Here is a 15800-nt window from a genome sequence, read left to right as displayed (position 1 = left end):
TTCGTCCGTGGCGGCGCCCGCGCGACGGCACGTTCCCGATCGCGAGCGGCAGGCGGTCCCCCATCCCGCCGCTCCGCCCGCTGCGCGCTCACCCGGCGCGAAGATCCTGCCGCGGGAGGCGTTTTCCGGCAGCCTTGGCGGCGATCGCCCCTGGACACCGGGCCGCACGCCGCCACATTCCGGCAGGGCAGGCGTGAAGGAGGCTGGCATGAACCCGCTCAAGGCGCTGCACGCGGAACAGGGGCAGGCCGTTTGGCTCGACTTCGTCGCGCGCGGCTTCATCGCCAAGGGGGAGCTGAAGCGGCTCGTCGAGGAGGACGGCCTGCGCGGCGTGACCTCGAACCCCGCCATCTTCGAGAAGGCGATCGGCCACTCGGACGAGTACGACGGTGCCCTCCGGGAGGCCGGCGACCGCCGGGTGATCGACCTCTACGAGGGGCTCGCCATCGCGGACATCCAGGCCGCTGCCGACGTGCTGCGGCCGGTCTACGACGCGAGCGGCGGCCGCGACGGCTTCGTCAGCCTGGAGGTCTCGCCCTACCTCGCGATGCGCACGGACGAGACCCTGGCCGAGGCGCGCCGCCTCTGGACGGCCGTCGCCCGCGACAACCTGATGATCAAGGTGCCGGCCACGCCCGAGGGCCTGCCCGCGATCCGGGCGCTCATCGCCGAGGGCATCAACGTCAACATCACGCTCCTGTTCTCGCAGGACGTCTACGAGGAGGTGGCGAACGCCTATATCGCGGGCCTGGAGGAGCTGGCGGGCAAGGGCGGCCCGGTCGGCCGGGTGGCAAGCGTCGCGAGCTTCTTCGTCAGCCGCATCGACGCCAACGTCGACGCCCAGCTCGACGCGCTGATCGCCAAGGCCGGCGCCGGCGACGGGGCGGGGCTGGAGGCGCTCAAGGGCAAGGTCGCCATCGCGAATGCCAAGCTCGCCTACCAGCGCTACAAGCGGCTCTTCGCCGGCCCCCGCTGGGAGGCGCTGAAGGACAGGGGCGCGCAGCCGCAGCGCCTGCTCTGGGCCTCCACCGGCACCAAGAACAAGGCCTATTCCGACGTCCTCTACGTCGAGGAACTGATCGGCCCCGACACCGTCAACACCGTGCCGCCGGCCACCATGGACGCGTTCCGCGACCACGGCCGGGTGCGGCCGAGCCTGGAGGAGGATGTCGGCGGCGCCGAGCGCGTGCTCTCGCAGCTGGCGCGGACCGGGATCGACCTCGACGCGGTGGCGCGCGACCTCGTGCGCGAGGGCGTGCAGCTCTTCGTCGATGCCGCCGACAAGCTCCTGGGCGCTGTGGCGGGCAAGCGCGCGCAGGTCCTGGGCGACCGGCTCGACCGGCAGGACCTCGCTCTCGGCGCCCTGAAGGAGCCGGTGGACAAGGCCGCCGAGCACTGGCGGGCCGAGGGGCTGGTACGCCGGCTCTGGCAGCGCGACGCGGGCGTCTGGACGGGTGCCGACGAGGCGCGCTGGCTCGGCTGGCTCGACATCGTCGAGGCGCAGGCCGCGCAGGCGGGCGACTACGCGGCCTTCGCGGAGGAGATCCGGTCCGAGGGCTTCACCGATGCGGTCGTGCTCGGCATGGGCGGCTCCAGCCTCGGGCCCGAGGTGCTGGCCGAGACCTTCGGACGACGGGCGGGCTTCCCGCGGCTGCGCATCCTCGACTCCACCGACCCCGCGGAGGTGCGGGCGGTCGAGCGCGCCGTGGACCTCCGGCGCACCCTGTTCATCGTCGCCTCGAAATCCGGCTCGACGCTCGAACCCAACGTCTTCCGCGACTACTTCCTCGCCCGCATGCGCGAGGAGGTCGGTGACAGGGCCGGCCGCCACTTCGTCGCCGTGACGGATCCCGGCTCGGCGATGGAGAAGGCGGCCCGGGCGGACGGCTTCCGGCGGATCTTTTACGGCGTGCCGGAGATCGGCGGGCGCTACTCGGTGCTCTCGGCCTTCGGGCTGGTGCCGGCGGCCGCGAGCGGCATCGACGTGGCGGCCTTCCTCGACGGCGCCCGGCGGATGGTGCGCTCCTGCGGACCCGACGTGCCGCCGCCGCTCAACCCCGGCGTGATGCTCGGCCTCGCGCTCGGCCATGCGGCGACCCTGCAGGGCAGGGACAAGGTCACGCTCGTGGCCTCGAAGGGCGTCGAGACCTTCGGCGCCTGGGCCGAGCAGCTGATCGCCGAATCCACCGGCAAGCAGGGCAGGGGGCTGATCCCGATCGACGGCGAGCCGCTGGGCGCGCCCGACGTCTACGGGTCCGACCGCGTCTTCGTGTCCCTGCGCCTCGACGACGGCGCGGATGCGGCCCAGGACGCGGCCCTTGCCGCGCTTGAGCAGGCCGGCCACCCGGTGGTGCGCATCGCGCTCGCCTCGCGGGAGGGATTGCCGCAGGAGTTCTTCCGCTTCGAGATCGCCACCGCGGTGGCCGGGGCGGTGCTCGGCATCAACCCGTTCGACCAGCCCGACGTGGAGGCGAGCAAGGTCAAGACGCGGGAGCTGACCGACGCCGCCGAGCGCGACGGCGCGCTCCCGGCCGAGACGCCGGTGGCGGAGGATGGGGGCTTCGCCCTCTACACCGATGCGGGCAACGCCGAGGCCCTGCGCCGCGCGGGGGCGGGGAGCGACCCCGAGAGCTGGATCCGCGCGCAGATCGGCCGGGCCGGGGCGGGGGATTACGTCGCCCTGCTCGCCTATGTGGCGCGCACGCCCGCGCATCTCGCGCCGCTGCAGGCGGCGCGGGTGAGCCTGCGGGATGCCAAGCGGGTCGCGACCTGCGTCGAGTTCGGGCCGCGCTTCCTGCACTCGACGGGGCAAGCCTACAAGGGCGGTCCGGACAGCGGGGTCTTCCTGCAGATCACCGCCGACCCGGACCCGGACCTGCCGATCCCGGGCCGCACGCTCAGCTTCGGCACCGTCATCGCCGCGCAGGCGCGGGGCGATTTCGGAGTGCTGTCGGAGCGCGGGCGCCGCGCGCTGCGCGTCCACATCAAGGGTGACGTGCAGGCAGGGCTCGATCGCCTTCGCGGGATCCTGGCCTAAACTCGAAGGCGGTGCAGGGCGCCTCGCCCTGCCGGGGTGCGGGGCGGCGCCCCGCGCGACGCCGGGGCGTCCCGCCCGTGCACTCCAGCAGGGGCCTCGAGCCCTCTGCACACCCTGACCGGAGGTCTCGATGCAGCTCGGCATGATCGGCCTGGGGCGGATGGGCGGCAACATCGTGCGGCGCCTGCTCCGCGCCGGGCACACGGCCGTCGTCTACGACCGGAGCCCGGAGGCGGTGGCGGCGCTCGTCGAGGCGGGCGCCACCGGCGCCACCGGCCTGGAGGATCTCGTCGCCAAGCTCGAAGGCCCGCGCGCCGTCTGGGTGATGCTGCCGGCCGGCGCCGCCACCGAGGACACGGTGAACCGGCTGGCCCCGCTGCTGCAGCCGGACGACACGATCATCGACGGCGGCAACTCCTTCTACAAGGACGACATCCGGCGCGCCGCCGCCCTGCGCGGGCAAGGCCTGCATTACGTCGATGTCGGGACTTCGGGCGGGGTCTGGGGCCTGGAGCGCGGCTACTGCATGATGATCGGCGGCGACAAGGCGGCGGTGGACCGGCTCGACCCGATCTTCGCCACCCTCGCGCCGGGCCTCGGCGAGGTGCCGCGCACGCCCGGCCGCGAGGGCCGCGATCCCCGCGCCGAGCAGGGCTACATCCATGCCGGCCCGAGCGGCGCCGGCCACTTCGTCAAGATGATCCACAACGGCATCGAGTACGGCCTGATGCAGGCCTATGCCGAGGGGTTCGACATCCTGCGCCACGCCAACTCGGAGGAGCTGCCGGCCGCGCAGCGCTTCGACCTTGATCTCGGGGACATCGCGGAGGTGTGGCGGCGCGGCAGCGTGGTCTCCTCCTGGCTCCTCGACCTCACCGCGGCGGCGCTCGCCCGGGACGAGCATCTCGACGGGTTCTCGGGCTTCGTGGCGGATTCCGGCGAGGGGCGCTGGACCCTCAACGCCGCCATCGAGGAGGCGGTGCCCGCCAACGTGCTGGCCGCCGCGCTCTACGCGCGCTTCCGCTCCCGGGAACAGGCCTCCTTCGCCGACAAGATGCTCTCGGCCATGCGCAAGGGCTTCGGCGGCCACCAGGAACCGAAATAGGGGCTGCCGATGTCCGACCGGACCCCCCGCACCGACGCCGCCCCGGCGCCCGACTGCACGCTGGTGATCTTCGGGGCCACGGGTGATCTCACCCACCGGCTCCTGATGCCGGCCCTCTACAATCTCGCCCGCTGGAAGCTCCTGCCCGCACGCTTCGCGATCCTGGGGGTGAGCCGCAGCGCGATGTCATCGCAGGACTACCGGAGCGACCTGACCGAGCGGGTGCGCGGCTTCATCGCCAAGAAGGGGGGCGAGGCCGGGGGCGGGACCTTCGATGAGGCCGTCTGGTCCGGCCTCGCCGACCGGATCAGCTACATGCCGGGCGATCTCGCCGACCCGGAGACCTTCGCGGCCCTGAAGGAGAGCCTCGCGCAGGCGCCCGGGGGCGGCAGCGTGCTGTTCTACCTCGCGGTGGCGGCCAGCCTCTTCGGCCCGACCGTGCGCCGGCTCGGGGAGGCCGGGCTCCTGGAGGAGCCGGAGGGGGCGTGGCGGCGCGTCATCATCGAGAAGCCGTTCGGCCACGACCTCGATTCGGCCCGCGCCCTGAACCGCGAGATCCGGGGCTTCCTCGCGGAGGAGCAGATCTTCCGCATTGACCACTTCCTAGGCAAGGAGACGGTGCAGAACATCATGGCGTTCCGGTTCGGGAACGGCATGTTCGAGCCGCTCTGGAACCGCGACCACATCTGCCACGTCCAGATCACCGTGGCGGAGACCGTGGGCGTCGAGGGGCGCGGGCGCTTCTACGAGGCGACGGGTGCGCTGCGCGACATGGTGCCGAACCACCTGTTCCAGCTCTTCACGCTGGTGGCGATGGAGCCGCCGGTCTCCTTCGCGGCCGAGGCCGTGCGCGACAAGAAGCAGGAGGTGCTGCTCGCCACCCCGTCGGCCGAGCCGGAGGCCGCCGTGCGCGGCCAGTACGCGGCCGGCCGCGTGCAGGGGCGGCCGGTCGGCGACTACCGGCACGAGCCCGACGTGGCGGGCGACAGCCGGACCGAGACCTTCGTGGCACTGCGCCTCGCGGTGGACAATTGGCGCTGGGCGGGGGTGCCGTTCTACCTGCGCACCGGCAAGGCGATGGCGCGGCGCGACACCGAGATCGCGATCCGCTTCAAGCCCGCGCCGTTGGCGCTGTTCCGCGGCACCGGCGTCGACGCGCCGGTCGAGAACTGGCTCCTGCTGCAATTGCAGCCCGACGAGGGCATCTCGCTGCAGTTCGGCGCCAAGATCCCGGGCCCGAAGGTGCGCATCGACACGGTCGACATGCGCTTCTGCTACAAGGATCATTTCAAGGTCGAGCCGAGCACCGGCTACGAGACGCTGATCTACGACGCGATGATCGGTGATTCGACGCTGTTTCAGCGGGCCGACATGATCGAGGAGGGCTGGCGCGTGGTGCAGCCGATCCTCGATGCGCAGGCGAGCGAGCCCGCGCCCTACGCGGCCGGCAGCGCCGGTCCGGCCGAGGCCGACGACCTGCTGGCCCGCGAGGGCCGGGCGTGGCGTCCGCTCCACGAGGCCTGACGTGGTGGCGCCGCCTCCCGCCGCGACGATCCTCCCCGACGCGGATGCGGTCGCCCGCGCGGCGGCCGAGCGGCTGCTGGCGGTCGCAGCCGGCACCGGGCGCGCCGCCATCTGCCTCTCGGGCGGCTCGACGCCCAGGCGCCTCTACGCGCTGCTGGCCGGACCGGAGTTTCGCGGCCGGGTGCCGTGGGAGCGCCTGCACTGGTTCTTCGGCGACGAGCGGGTGGGCGACGGCCCGGAGGCGGGCAGCAACCGGCGCATGGTCGAGGCGGCCTTCGGGGCGGACTCACCCGTGCCGGCGGGCCACCTGCATCCGATCCCGACGGATCGCGGCCCCGAGGCGGGCGCCGCCGCCTACGAGGCCGAACTGCGCGCGTGGTACGGCGCCGACGGTCTCGATCCCGCCCGGCCGCTCTTCGATTGCGTCCTGCTCGGGCTCGGCGAGGACGGCCACACCGCCTCGCTGTTTCCCGGCAAGCCGGCGGTGGCGGAGACCGGGCGCTGGGTGGTGGGCGTGCCGGAGGCGGGCCTCGCCCCCTTCGTGCCGCGGGTGAGTCTCACCCTGCCGGCGCTCGGCTCCGCACGCAGCCTGCTGTTCCTCGTCACCGGCCGGGGCAAGCGGGACCCGCTTGCCCGCCTCGCGGCGGGCGAGGAACTGCCGGCCGGCCGGGTGCAACCGCAGGGCGACGTCGCGTGGCTGCTCGACCAGGAAGCGGTGGGTTGATCCTACTTTCGGTCCCGCGCCGCCCTACCTCGCGGCGTAGACGCGTCCCAACCGGAACCGAGAGATGGTACAGCTCCACCGCCGCGCGCTGCTCGCGACCCTCGCGGGTGCCGCGACCGCGCTCCACGCCCGCCCCGGCCGCGCCCAGGCGCCCGCAGGCCCGTTCACCCTCGACCCGCTGCCCTATCCGGCGGCCAAGAACGAGCCGCACATCGACGCGGAGACGATGGAGCTGCATCACGGCAAGCACCATCAGGCCTACGTCACCAACCTCAACGCGGCGGTCGCCAAGCACGGCGAACTCGCCAAGAAGCCGCTCCCGGATCTCCTGGCGAACCTCAACGCCGTGCCGGAGGACGTGCGCACGGCCGTGCGCAACAACGGCGGCGGTCATGCCAACCACACCATGTTCTGGCAGATCATGGGTGGCTCGGGGGGCCAGCCGACCGGCGACCTGAAGGCGGCCATCGACCGCGACCTCGGCGGCCTCGCCAAGCTGCAGGAGGATTTCAACGCCGCGGGCGGGCGCGTCTTCGGCTCGGGCTGGGTCTTCGTCACCGTGACCAAGGACGGCAAGCTCGCGCTCACCTCGCGCCCCAACCAGGACACGCCGCTGATGGACGGGCAGCGCGTGCTGCTGGGCAACGACGTCTGGGAGCACGCCTACTACCTCAAGTACCGGAACCGCAGGCCGGACTATCTGAAGGCGTGGTGGAACGTGGTCGATTGGGGCAAGGTCGGCCAGCGCTACGCCGCCGCCAAGGCCGGGACCCTGGCGATCTGAGAAGTGGTGTATCCCCGCCGTGGGAGCCTGCGGCGGGGCCGCCTTGCAGGGTCGGCTGACCCCCTTGCCGGCACGGCGGGTGGAGCGTGCCGGCTGAAGCCCGCAAGGGGCATCCGGCCTACACCAGCCCCGCTCCATGCAGCGCCATGCCGGCGGCCGCGCAGGCCGCCAGGGTCGGGACCATGCCCGCCCCGAAGCGGAACACCGCGACGATGGCTGCCAGCGCCAACACCAGGGCGAAGGGATCGACGCTGGCGAGCACCGGCACGTCGAGCCGCAACGGCCCCGCCGTGACCGGCCGCACCTCGCGAAACACCGTGTGGAGGGCGAACCAGACCGCGAGGTTGAGGATCACGCCGACCACCGCGGCGGTGATCGCCGAGAGGGCGCCGCTCAGCGCCGCGTTGCCGCGCAGCCGCTCCACGTAAGGGGCGCCGACGAAGATCCACAGGAAGCAGGGCGTGAACGTCACCCAGGTGGTCAGGAGGCCGCCCAGCGTCCCGGCCAGGAGCGGAGGCAGCGCGCCGGGCGCGCGGAAGGCCGCCATGAAGCCCACGAACTGCGTGACCATGATCAGCGGGCCCGGCGTGGTCTCGGCCATGCCGAGCCCGTCGAGCATCTCGCCGGGCTTCAGCCAGCCGTAATGCTCCACCGCCTGCTGGGCGACGTAGGCCAGCACCGCGTAGGCGCCGCCGAACGTCACCATGGCCATCTTCGAGAAGAACACCGCGATGCGGCCGAACACGTCGTCCGGTCCGAGGACGAGCAGGAGGGCGGCGACCGGGATCAGCCAGAGAGCCGCCCAGAGCGCGGCGCTCCGCAGCGTGGCGCCGGGTGTGGCGCGCTCCTGCGGCAGCGCGTCGTCGCCGAGCAGGAACGGGCCGGAGGCGATCGCGGCACCGCTCCCGTGTCCGCCGCCGGCCCGGAATTCCGGCCGGCCGGCGCGCCCGCCGAGGTAGCCGATCACGCCCGCCGCCACGATGATGAGGGGGAACGGCACGTCGAGGACGAAGATCGCCACGAAGGCCGCGGCGGCCAGCGCCACCATGACCCGGCTGCGCAGGGCGCGCCGGCCGATGCGCAGCACCGCCTGGGCCACGATCGCCAGCACGGCGGCCTTCAGGCCGAAGAACAGGCCGGCGACGAGGCCGGCCTGCCCGTAGAGCGCGTAGATCCAGCTGAGCGCCATGATGGCGACGAGGCCCGGCAGCACGAACAGGCCGCCGGCCAGGAGCCCCCCGCGCACCCCGTGCATCAGCCAGCCGACATAGGTGGCGAGTTGCTGCGCCTCCGGGCCGGGCAGCAGCGTGCAGAAGTTGAGGGCGTGCAGGAAGCGGTTCTCGGAGATCCAGCGCCGCTCCTCGACGAGGATGCGGTGCATCACCGCGATCTGCCCAGCTGGGCCGCCGAACGAGAGCGCGGCGATGCGCGCCCAGACCGGCAGGGCCTCGCGCAGGCCGACCGGCGTCGGGACGGGCTCGTCCGGCCCGAGGCGCGGGGCGGTGCTCGCGGCGGAGTGCATCGTCAGGTCCCTGGCTTCGGCCGGTTGGTCGGCCAGTTGTGGGTCTCGTCGGTGGCGTCGCGGCACCAGCGGTAGAAGGCGTCGTAGAGGAGCATCCCGGCATCGAGCTGCGCGAGATCGTCGGCATAGAGCCGCGACAGGCCGAGCGAGGCGGCGAGCAGGCCGGACGCCTCGGGCGCGAGATCGAGGCGCGCCGTGTCCGCCCCCCGCACGATGGTCGCCAGCCGGCGCAGCGGCTCGGTGGCGAGGCAAAATTCCTCCAGCATCACGTCGAAGGTGCAGAGCGGCCCGCGGTGGCTCCAGAACACCTCCGAGGCGTCGATGTCGAAGGGCGTGGCGCCGAACCGCTCGGCCACCGCCTCGACCTCGGCCGGCGGCACGAACAGGAAGACGGCGGCGGGATCGACGAAGCGGCGGATCAGCCACGGGCAGGCGATGCGGTCGATCTTCGGCCGCGCCCGCGTGACCCAGACGGTGCGGCCGAGGGCGTCGCGTGCGGGCAGCGTGGCCTCCGGCACCCTCGGCAGGCCGGCGGCGCGCCACGCCTCCGTGCCGCCCTCCAGGCTCTCGGCCGGGACGCCCGCGTGGCGCAGCCACGCGGCCACGCCGTGACTGAGCTTCTGGCCGCGCCGGCAGATCACGATGGCGGACCGGCCGGCCAGCGCGCCGCCCCAGGCCGCGACGTCGGCCCAGGGGCGCCGCGCGGCGCCGGGGATCAGGTGACGGTCGGCCGCGACATCCTCGTCGGTGCGGATGTCGAGGAGGGCCGGGCAACCGGGGGTGCCGATCAGGCGGGCGAGCTTGTCGACGGGAATGGAGTTCGGCATGGCGCGTCCGTGCGGTGAGGCAGGTTGGACGCGATGCTTGGGCCGGAGCCTCGTGAGGAGATCGCAATCCCCATGGCGCGAAGGGTAGGCGGCCGGGAGGGCCTGTCAAGCGCGCCCCATCGACAATCGGGCGACGCCCGATTGTCCTGCGCCTCACACGAAGTGCTTCGACAGCTTCAGCCCCTGCGCCTGATAGTTCGAGCCGGCCTGCGTGCCGTAGAGCGCGGCCGGGCGCTCGGCCATGCGCTCGTAGATGAGGCGGCCGACGATCTGGCCGTCCTCCAGCATGAAGGGCACGTCGCGGGAGCGCACCTCCAGCACCGCCCGCGCGCCGGTGCCGCCCGCCGCCGCGTGGCCGAAGCCGGGATCGAAGAAGCCCGCGTAATGGACCCGGAACTCGCCCACCAGGGGATCGAACGGCACCATCTCGGCGGCGAAGTCCGGCGGCACCTGCACGGCCTCCTTCGAGGCCAGGATGTAGAACTGGCCCGGATCGAGGATGAGGGTGCCCGAGCCGTCCGCGCGCAAGGGCTCCCAGAACTCCGCCGCCGGGTAGCTGCGCGGCCGGTCGACGTCGACGAGGCCGGTGTGGCGCTTGGCGCGGTAGCCGACGAGGCCCTCGAAGCCTGCGAGGTCCACCGAGACCGCGACGCCGCCCTGGAACGAGGGCTCGGCCGCATCCACCAGCGGTGCCTCGGCGTGGAGTTTCGCCAGGGCCGCATCGTCGAGCCGCACGGCGCCCTGGCGGAAGCGGATCTGCGACAGGCGCGAGCCCGTGCGCACCAGCACCGGGAAGGTGCGCGGCGAGATCTCGGCGAAGAGCGGGCCCGCATAGCCCGGCTCCACCATGTCGAACTCGCGCGCCTGATCGGTGATCACCCGGGTGAAGACGTCGATGCGTCCGGTGGAACTCTTCGGGTTGGCGCTCGCCGCCAGCGTCGGCGGCAGGGCCAGGCCCTCCTGCAATTCGGCGATGTAGACGCAGCCGGTCTCCAGCACGGCGCCCTGGCGCAGATCGATCTCGTGCAGCTTGAGCTTGGCGAGGCAGGCCGCCACGTCGCGCGTGCGGCCGGGCAGGAAGCTCGCGCGCACCCGGTAGGCGCGCTGCCCGAGCCGCAGGTCGAGGCTCGCCGGCTGCACCTGGTCGTCCGCGAAGGGCGCGTCCGTGCGGATGACGCCCGCCGCGCGCAGCGCCGCGATGCTCTCCGCCGATTGAATCCCGTCCCGCAAGCGCACCATGACCTGTCCTCGCTCGCCGAAGTCTCCCAGACGCGGGTTGCGGATGCGTGAAGCCGGCGCGGGCGAATGCTGACCGCGCCCGGCCCCGATTGACGACCGCCGAGGCGGACCGTACCACGGCGCGGCTGTGCGGCCGCACCGCTCGGAGAGCCGGCCGCGTCCCCGGAGGCTCCCTGATGTACAAGGCCGAGACCCGCGGCATCAGCGTGGTGGTCACCCCCCGGTTCGTGGAGGAGGAATCCGCGCCCGACGAGAGCCGCTACTTCTTCGCCTACACGGTCGAGATCACCAACAATGGGCTCGACCGGGTGCAGCTGCGCTCGCGGCACTGGCGCATCGTGGACGGGCGGGGCGCCCTTCAGGAGGTGCGCGGCGCCGGCGTCGTCGGCAAGCAGCCGGTGCTCGGCCCGGGCGAGTCCTTCAGCTACACCAGCGGCTGCCCGCTGCCGACGCCGAACGGCACGATGGAGGGCACCTACACGATGGCGACCGCCGACGGCGAGAGCTTCGAGGCGGCGATCCCGGCCTTCTCCCTCGACGTGCCCCACAGCCGCCGGGTCATGCATTAGCACCGCCGGTAGCGGCCGGGCGCGGTCCGGCCGCGCCGCTCCCACTCAGCCGAAGGCCCCGATGACGGATACCGGTCCCCGCCTGACGCCGCTCGCCATGCTGGAGCGGCTCGTCGCCTTCGACACCGAGAGCCAGAAGTCCAACCTGGCGCTGATCGACTTCGTGGCCGGCTACCTCGACGCCTGGGGCGTCCCCCACCGGCGCCTGCCCAACCGCGCGGGCGACAAGGCCGCGCTGTTCGCCACGATCGGGCCGCTGCGCGACGGGGGCGTCGTGCTCTCGGGCCACACCGACGTGGTGCCGGTGGCCGGGCAGGACTGGACCGGCGACCCCTTCCGGCTGCGGCTCGCCGATGGCCGGCTCTACGGCCGCGGGGCGGTGGACATGAAGGGGTTCTGCGCGCTCTGCCTCGCACTCGTCCCCGACATGCTGGCGGCCGACCTCGCCACCCCGATCCACCTCCTGCTGTCCTACGACGAGGAGACGACCTGCCTCGGCGTGGTGGACGTCATCGCGCGGTTCGGGGTGGACCTGCCGCGGCCGGGCGCCGTGATCGTGGGCGAACCCACCGGCCTCGACGTGGCGGATGCCCACAAGAGCGTCTTCACCTACGCCACGACGGTGCACGGGCACGAGGCGCACTCGGCCAAGCCGATGCTCGGGGCCAATGCGGTGATGGCGGCGGCGGACCTCGTGACCGGCCTCAACCGCATCGCCGACGCGATGATGGCGCGGGGCGATGCGAGCGGCCGGTTCGATCCGCCCTACACCACCGTGCATGTCGGCACGATCCGCGGCGGCACCGCGCGCAACATCCTGCCGAAATCCTGCAGCTTCGAGTGGGAGTTCCGCGGCCTTCCGGACCTCGACCTGCAGGAGATCCCGACCCGCTTCGCGGCCCTCGCGGACACCGTGACCCGGGAGCGGCTGAACCGGTTCGGCCCCTTCGGCCGGATCGAGACCGTGGAGGATGCCGCCGTGCCGGGGCTCGCGCCCGCGCCCGGCTCCCCGGCGGAGCGCCTCGCCCTGCGGCTCGCCGGCCGCAACCGCACCATCACGGTCCCGTACGCCACCGAGGCCGGGCGCTTCCAGCGCGCCGGCCTGCCGACCATCGTCTGCGGCCCGGGCTCCATCGATCAGGCCCACCAGCCCGACGAGTTCATCACGCTCGCGGCCTTCGAGGCGGGCGAGGCCTTCCTGCGCGGCCTGATCCGCGAATGCGCCGCCGGCTGGGTGCCGGGCTGACCGGCACCAGGGCGCATCACCGCTCCGCGGATCCGGGCGTTTACCCCGCCGCAAGCCGCGCGTGACAGCCTCCGGCCTGACTTCGGAGCGCGGTCCGCGATGCACATCGTCCTCGTCCTCGATCACGCCCACGTCAACGGCGGCCAGGCCAAGGTCGCCATCGACTCGGCGGTCGGCCTGCGCGCGCGCGGGCACGACGTCACGCTGTTCGCGGCGGTGGGGCCGGTCGATCCGCGCCTGACCGAGGCCGGCGTGGAGGTGGTGTGCCTGGGCCAGGACGACCTGAACTCGGCGTCGAGCAAGCTCGCCTTCGCGGCGCAGGTGGTCTGGAATGCGCCCGCGGCCCGGGCGCTCGCGGCGCGGCTGTCCGCCTGCGATCCGGCGCGCACGCTGGTGCACGTCCACGGCTGGGCCAAGGCGCTCTCGCCGGCCATCGGGCGGGTGCTGGCCCGCTGCGGCCTGCCCGTGACCTACACGATGCACGAGTTCTTCCTCGTCTGCCCGAACGGCGGCTTCTACGATTTCCGCCGGCACGAGATCTGCCATCGCACCCCGCTCTCGGGCGCCTGCATCGCGACGAACTGCGATTCGCGCAGCTACGCCCACAAGGCCCTGCGCCTCGTGCGCCACGTCGCGCTCGACCGCGTGAGCGGGATGCGCGCGGTCTTCCGGCACGTCGTCACCATCAGCGCCCTGCAGGAGAGCGTGATCACGCCCCACATGCCGCCCGGCACGGTCTTCCACCGGGTGGACAACCCGATTCCCGCCGTCGACCACGGGCCGAAGCCGGTGCCCGGCGAGCATTTCCTGTTCGTCGGCCGGCTCTCGCCGGAGAAGGGCGCGCCGCACTTCGCCGAGGCCGCCCGCCAGGCGGGCCTGCGGTCCGTCTTCGTCGGCGACGGGCCGAGCGGCGCGATGCTGCGCGCCCGCTATCCCGAAGCCGTCTTCCTCGGCTGGAAGTCGCCGGCCGAGGTGGCCGGACTGATGCGCGCGGCGCGGGCCCTGGTCTTCCCGTCCGTCTGGTACGAGGGCCAGCCGCTCACCGTCTACGAGGCGCTGGCGACCGGCACGCCGGTCATCGTCAGCGACGCCTGCGCGGGGCGCGAGGCGGTGGCGGACGGCGAGACCGGCCTGTGGTTCCCCTCGGGCGACGCGGCGGCGCTCGCCGCCCATCTGCGCACCCTGAGCGACGACGGCGTCGCCCGGCGGATGAGCGCGGCGGCGCATGCCCGCTACTGGGCCGCGCCCTTGAGCCTGGAGCGGCACCTCGACCGGCTCACCGCAGTCTACACGCTGGTACAGGCGGACCACGCCGCCCGGGCAGGGAGCGCCGCGCCCGCCCCGGCCCTGGCCCGCGCCGCCCTGTCGTGACGCCCTGGCGGCCCCTCTCGGCCGAACGGTCAGACCTCGCTGGTGCCGATCGCCCGGGCGAAGCGGCGGGACGCCTCGTCCTCGCCGAGACCGAGGATGCGGGCCGCCCGTCCGAGCGGCAGCCTCCAGATCGCGTGCAGGACGTAGATCTCGCGCAAGGCGTGCGGAAGCGCGGCCGCCGCGATGACCGGCGCGCGGCGCTCGGGCTCCGGATCAGGCTCGGCGAAGACCAGGACCGCGTCCCGGGCCGCCGCGTCCGGGAGCGCCTCGGCGATGCGCCGCACCCGCGCCTCCCGGTCGGCGGCCGCAGCCTCGGCGCGCAGCACGAGGGCGAGCAGCCAGGTTCGGGGACCGAGCAGGGGATCGCCCGCGGGCGCGCGGCGGGCGGCCAGCAGCGCCTCGCCGACGAGTTCCGCCACCGACAGGCGCGGATGCCCCTGCGCCGTCCGTTCGGCCGCGAGATCCTCGGCCAACCGCACGAGGTCCGGATGCCACGCCGCGAGCGCGGCCTGGAACGCCGCGTGCGGATCCGGCACCGCTTCAAACTGGCGGCGCTGCGCCGCCCGAACTCGTCCCGTCATCCGCGTCTCCCGCCGCGCTGCCGCAGGAGGGCAAGCGAGGTTCGGGCCAGCGCCGCGGTGCCTTGCCGCAGGCGGCGTCCGTCTTAAGCTGTGCGTCGTTTGAGGGGCGGAGCCTGCTGGAGCGCCGTGATGGTCGAGTTGGAAGCCGTCGATCCCGCGATGCCGCCGCCGCGGTGCTCGGAGGTGGTGCTGGCGGATTTCGGCCTGTTCTTCGAGGAGCAGAGCCGCAAGCGCCATCTCGCGGACGAGCCCGAGGAGGAGGGGCCGGCCGAGCCGCTGACGCCCGAGGATCTGCGCCGCGTCTCGCTGCTCAAGGGCATCGCCGCCGAGGTGCTGACCGCCGCGGCGGCGCAGCTCGGGCCGCACGGGGTCCTGGTCGAGACCGGCCCGTCCCTGAAGGGCCGCCCGGATTTTGAGCAGGCCTACACCCAGTTCATGCTCATCAACCGGCATTCGGGCCGCGCCTCGCCGGTCTACGTCATGAGCATCACCGATACGGGCTACTTCCTCGCCAGCGCCTGCGATCCGCAGCTCGACCACGACCTCGCGGACCGGCAGGTCACGCATTGCGCGGCGAGCGAACTCACCTGCGAGGTCATGGCCCGCGTGGTCAAGGACGCCATCCTGCAGGTGGTCTGAAAAGCCGGCTCAGGACCGCTTGACCACCGCCCCCGAACGGGCGCAGCATGCCCCCGTCGACGTTGATGCCAAGGAGGTCAGCCATGATTTCCAGAGGTTGCCCAACCCACGCGACGTGCACCGATGACGGGGGCGAGGACGCGCCGCCGGGCTTCTCCCGACAGGGATAGTGGTTCCAGGGCGGACCAGCCCGGCGCGGCGCCGAGACGGCATTCCCACCGCGCCCATCTCATGACTCCGAACCCTGGAACGTGGACCCTGCCCATGAGGCTCGCCGGCTGACGTCGGCGGGCCTTTCCTCGTATCCTGCGACCATGCTGGATCTCGTTCTCCGTCCGGGCCTGCTGCTGATCGCCCTCACCACCGCGGCCGCCGCACAGGGCGCCGGCCTCGTCACCAATCCGTTCGCCTCGAACTATCCGTCGGTGCCGATCCGCGAGGGGACGGTCCGCCCCGCGCGGCCGCTCGCCGCCCCCGTCGCGGTGCCCCGCCGGTCCGCGTGCCGCGACCGGTCCGGCCACGGCAGAGCCGCGTGCGGGCGGCCTCCGCGTTCCTGAGCTGGACAACCCGGCGGGTGCGCGCGAGGTTTGGGACGACCTGCGGTGGAGGATGCGCATGGCAGTCCCGGTTCC

At 73.2% G+C, this 15800-nt stretch carries 14 protein-coding genes; 10 read left to right on the top strand and 4 right to left on the bottom strand.

What is annotated here, in order from left to right:
- Positions 1-208 precede the first annotated feature (208 nt).
- The 5 genes from MFF61_RS07690 to MFF61_RS07670 all read left to right on the top strand — a co-directional run bounded on the left by MFF61_RS07690 (position 209) and on the right by MFF61_RS07670 (position 7174).
- Positions 209-3037: a bifunctional transaldolase/phosoglucose isomerase gene (locus tag MFF61_RS07690; protein ID WP_238234491.1), complete on the top strand. Its 2829-nt coding sequence runs from the start codon at positions 209-211 to the stop codon at positions 3035-3037.
- A 130-nt stretch (positions 3038-3167) separates the two neighbouring features.
- Positions 3168-4142: a phosphogluconate dehydrogenase (NAD(+)-dependent, decarboxylating) gene (gene gnd, locus MFF61_RS07685; RefSeq protein WP_238234490.1), complete on the top strand. Its 975-nt coding sequence runs from the start codon at positions 3168-3170 to the stop codon at positions 4140-4142.
- Between the two features lie 9 nt (positions 4143-4151).
- Positions 4152-5666 carry a glucose-6-phosphate dehydrogenase gene (gene zwf / locus MFF61_RS07680; protein ID WP_238234489.1) on the top strand — a complete coding sequence of 505 codons (1515 nt, stop codon included), beginning with the start codon at positions 4152-4154 and terminating at the stop codon, positions 5664-5666.
- Between the two features lies 1 nt (position 5667).
- Complete coding sequence (gene pgl, locus MFF61_RS07675) at positions 5668-6390, top strand: 6-phosphogluconolactonase (RefSeq protein WP_238234488.1); 723 nt, start codon at positions 5668-5670, stop codon at positions 6388-6390.
- A gap of 64 nt (positions 6391-6454) precedes the next feature.
- Complete coding sequence (locus MFF61_RS07670; RefSeq protein WP_238234487.1) at positions 6455-7174, top strand: superoxide dismutase; 720 nt, start codon at positions 6455-6457, stop codon at positions 7172-7174.
- A gap of 118 nt (positions 7175-7292) precedes the next feature.
- Here the strand turns inward: MFF61_RS07670 and chrA are convergent, their stop codons facing one another.
- The 3 genes from chrA to MFF61_RS07655 all read right to left on the bottom strand — a co-directional run bounded on the left by chrA (position 7293) and on the right by MFF61_RS07655 (position 10762).
- Positions 7293-8696 carry a chromate efflux transporter gene (gene chrA, locus MFF61_RS07665; RefSeq protein ID WP_238234486.1) on the bottom strand — a complete coding sequence of 468 codons (1404 nt, stop codon included), beginning with the start codon at positions 8694-8696 and terminating at the stop codon, positions 7293-7295.
- Between the two features lie 2 nt (positions 8697-8698).
- The gene (locus MFF61_RS07660) at positions 8699-9523 is read right to left on the bottom strand and encodes a chromate resistance protein ChrB domain-containing protein (protein WP_238234485.1); all 825 of its coding nucleotides are present in this window, start codon (positions 9521-9523) and stop codon (positions 8699-8701) included.
- 153 nt (positions 9524-9676) lie between these two features.
- On the bottom strand, positions 9677-10762 hold the full coding sequence (locus MFF61_RS07655; protein WP_238234484.1) for a 2'-deoxycytidine 5'-triphosphate deaminase: 1086 nt from the start codon (positions 10760-10762) through the stop codon (positions 9677-9679).
- 176 nt (positions 10763-10938) lie between these two features.
- Between MFF61_RS07655 and apaG the strand changes: the two genes are divergently transcribed.
- The 3 genes from apaG (at position 10939) to MFF61_RS07640 (ending at position 13948) form a co-directional block, all read left to right on the top strand.
- Positions 10939-11331, top strand: a complete 393-nt coding sequence (gene apaG, locus MFF61_RS07650; RefSeq protein ID WP_238234483.1) for a Co2+/Mg2+ efflux facilitator ApaG/CorD — start codon at positions 10939-10941, stop codon at positions 11329-11331.
- A 61-nt stretch (positions 11332-11392) separates the two neighbouring features.
- Positions 11393-12577 carry an acetylornithine deacetylase gene (argE, locus tag MFF61_RS07645; RefSeq protein WP_238234482.1) on the top strand — a complete coding sequence of 395 codons (1185 nt, stop codon included), beginning with the start codon at positions 11393-11395 and terminating at the stop codon, positions 12575-12577.
- A 99-nt stretch (positions 12578-12676) separates the two neighbouring features.
- Complete coding sequence (locus tag MFF61_RS07640; RefSeq protein ID WP_238234481.1) at positions 12677-13948, top strand: glycosyltransferase family 4 protein; 1272 nt, start codon at positions 12677-12679, stop codon at positions 13946-13948.
- A 29-nt stretch (positions 13949-13977) separates the two neighbouring features.
- Here the strand turns inward: MFF61_RS07640 and MFF61_RS07635 are convergent, their stop codons facing one another.
- Positions 13978-14529 (bottom strand): hypothetical protein, encoded by a 552-nt coding sequence (locus MFF61_RS07635; protein WP_238234480.1) that lies wholly within the window; start codon positions 14527-14529, stop codon positions 13978-13980.
- Positions 14530-14658: 129 nt separating this feature from the next.
- Here MFF61_RS07635 and MFF61_RS07630 point away from each other — a divergent pair, with 129 nt between their 5' ends.
- Complete coding sequence (locus tag MFF61_RS07630; protein ID WP_238234479.1) at positions 14659-15168, top strand: hypothetical protein; 510 nt, start codon at positions 14659-14661, stop codon at positions 15166-15168.
- Positions 15169-15482: 314 nt separating this feature from the next.
- Entirely contained in the window at positions 15483-15725 is a 243-nt protein-coding gene (locus tag MFF61_RS07625) for a hypothetical protein (RefSeq protein WP_238234478.1), read from the top strand.
- The last annotated feature ends 75 nt before the right edge of the window (positions 15726-15800 follow it).

It is taken from the genome of Methylobacterium isbiliense (assembly GCF_022179325.1).
In the GTDB taxonomy this organism is placed as follows: Bacteria; Pseudomonadota; Alphaproteobacteria; order Rhizobiales; family Beijerinckiaceae; genus Methylobacterium; species Methylobacterium isbiliense.
The sequence above is the reverse complement of the archived record's forward strand: the minus strand, read 5'-3'. Positions and strand labels throughout refer to the sequence as shown.

Bases quoted from the DNA above. Each gene is read 5' to 3' on its own strand.
- MFF61_RS07690 (WP_238234491.1), top strand. From the start codon at position 209: ATGAACCCGCTCAAGGCGCTGCACGCGGAACAGGGGCAGGCCGTTTGG.
- gnd (WP_238234490.1), top strand. From the start codon at position 3,168: ATGCAGCTCGGCATGATCGGCCTGGGGCGGATGGGCGGCAACATCGTG.
- zwf (WP_238234489.1), top strand. From the start codon at position 4,152: ATGTCCGACCGGACCCCCCGCACCGACGCCGCCCCGGCGCCCGACTGC.
- MFF61_RS07670 (WP_238234487.1), top strand. From the start codon at position 6,455: ATGGTACAGCTCCACCGCCGCGCGCTGCTCGCGACCCTCGCGGGTGCC.
- chrA (WP_238234486.1), bottom strand. From the start codon at position 8,696: ATGCACTCCGCCGCGAGCACCGCCCCGCGCCTCGGGCCGGACGAGCCC.
- MFF61_RS07660 (WP_238234485.1), bottom strand. From the start codon at position 9,523: ATGCCGAACTCCATTCCCGTCGACAAGCTCGCCCGCCTGATCGGCACC.
- MFF61_RS07655 (WP_238234484.1), bottom strand. From the start codon at position 10,762: ATGGTGCGCTTGCGGGACGGGATTCAATCGGCGGAGAGCATCGCGGCG.
- apaG (WP_238234483.1), top strand. From the start codon at position 10,939: ATGTACAAGGCCGAGACCCGCGGCATCAGCGTGGTGGTCACCCCCCGG.
- argE (WP_238234482.1), top strand. From the start codon at position 11,393: ATGACGGATACCGGTCCCCGCCTGACGCCGCTCGCCATGCTGGAGCGG.
- MFF61_RS07640 (WP_238234481.1), top strand. From the start codon at position 12,677: ATGCACATCGTCCTCGTCCTCGATCACGCCCACGTCAACGGCGGCCAG.
- MFF61_RS07635 (WP_238234480.1), bottom strand. From the start codon at position 14,529: ATGACGGGACGAGTTCGGGCGGCGCAGCGCCGCCAGTTTGAAGCGGTG.
- MFF61_RS07630 (WP_238234479.1), top strand. From the start codon at position 14,659: ATGGTCGAGTTGGAAGCCGTCGATCCCGCGATGCCGCCGCCGCGGTGC.
- MFF61_RS07625 (WP_238234478.1), top strand. From the start codon at position 15,483: ATGCTGGATCTCGTTCTCCGTCCGGGCCTGCTGCTGATCGCCCTCACC.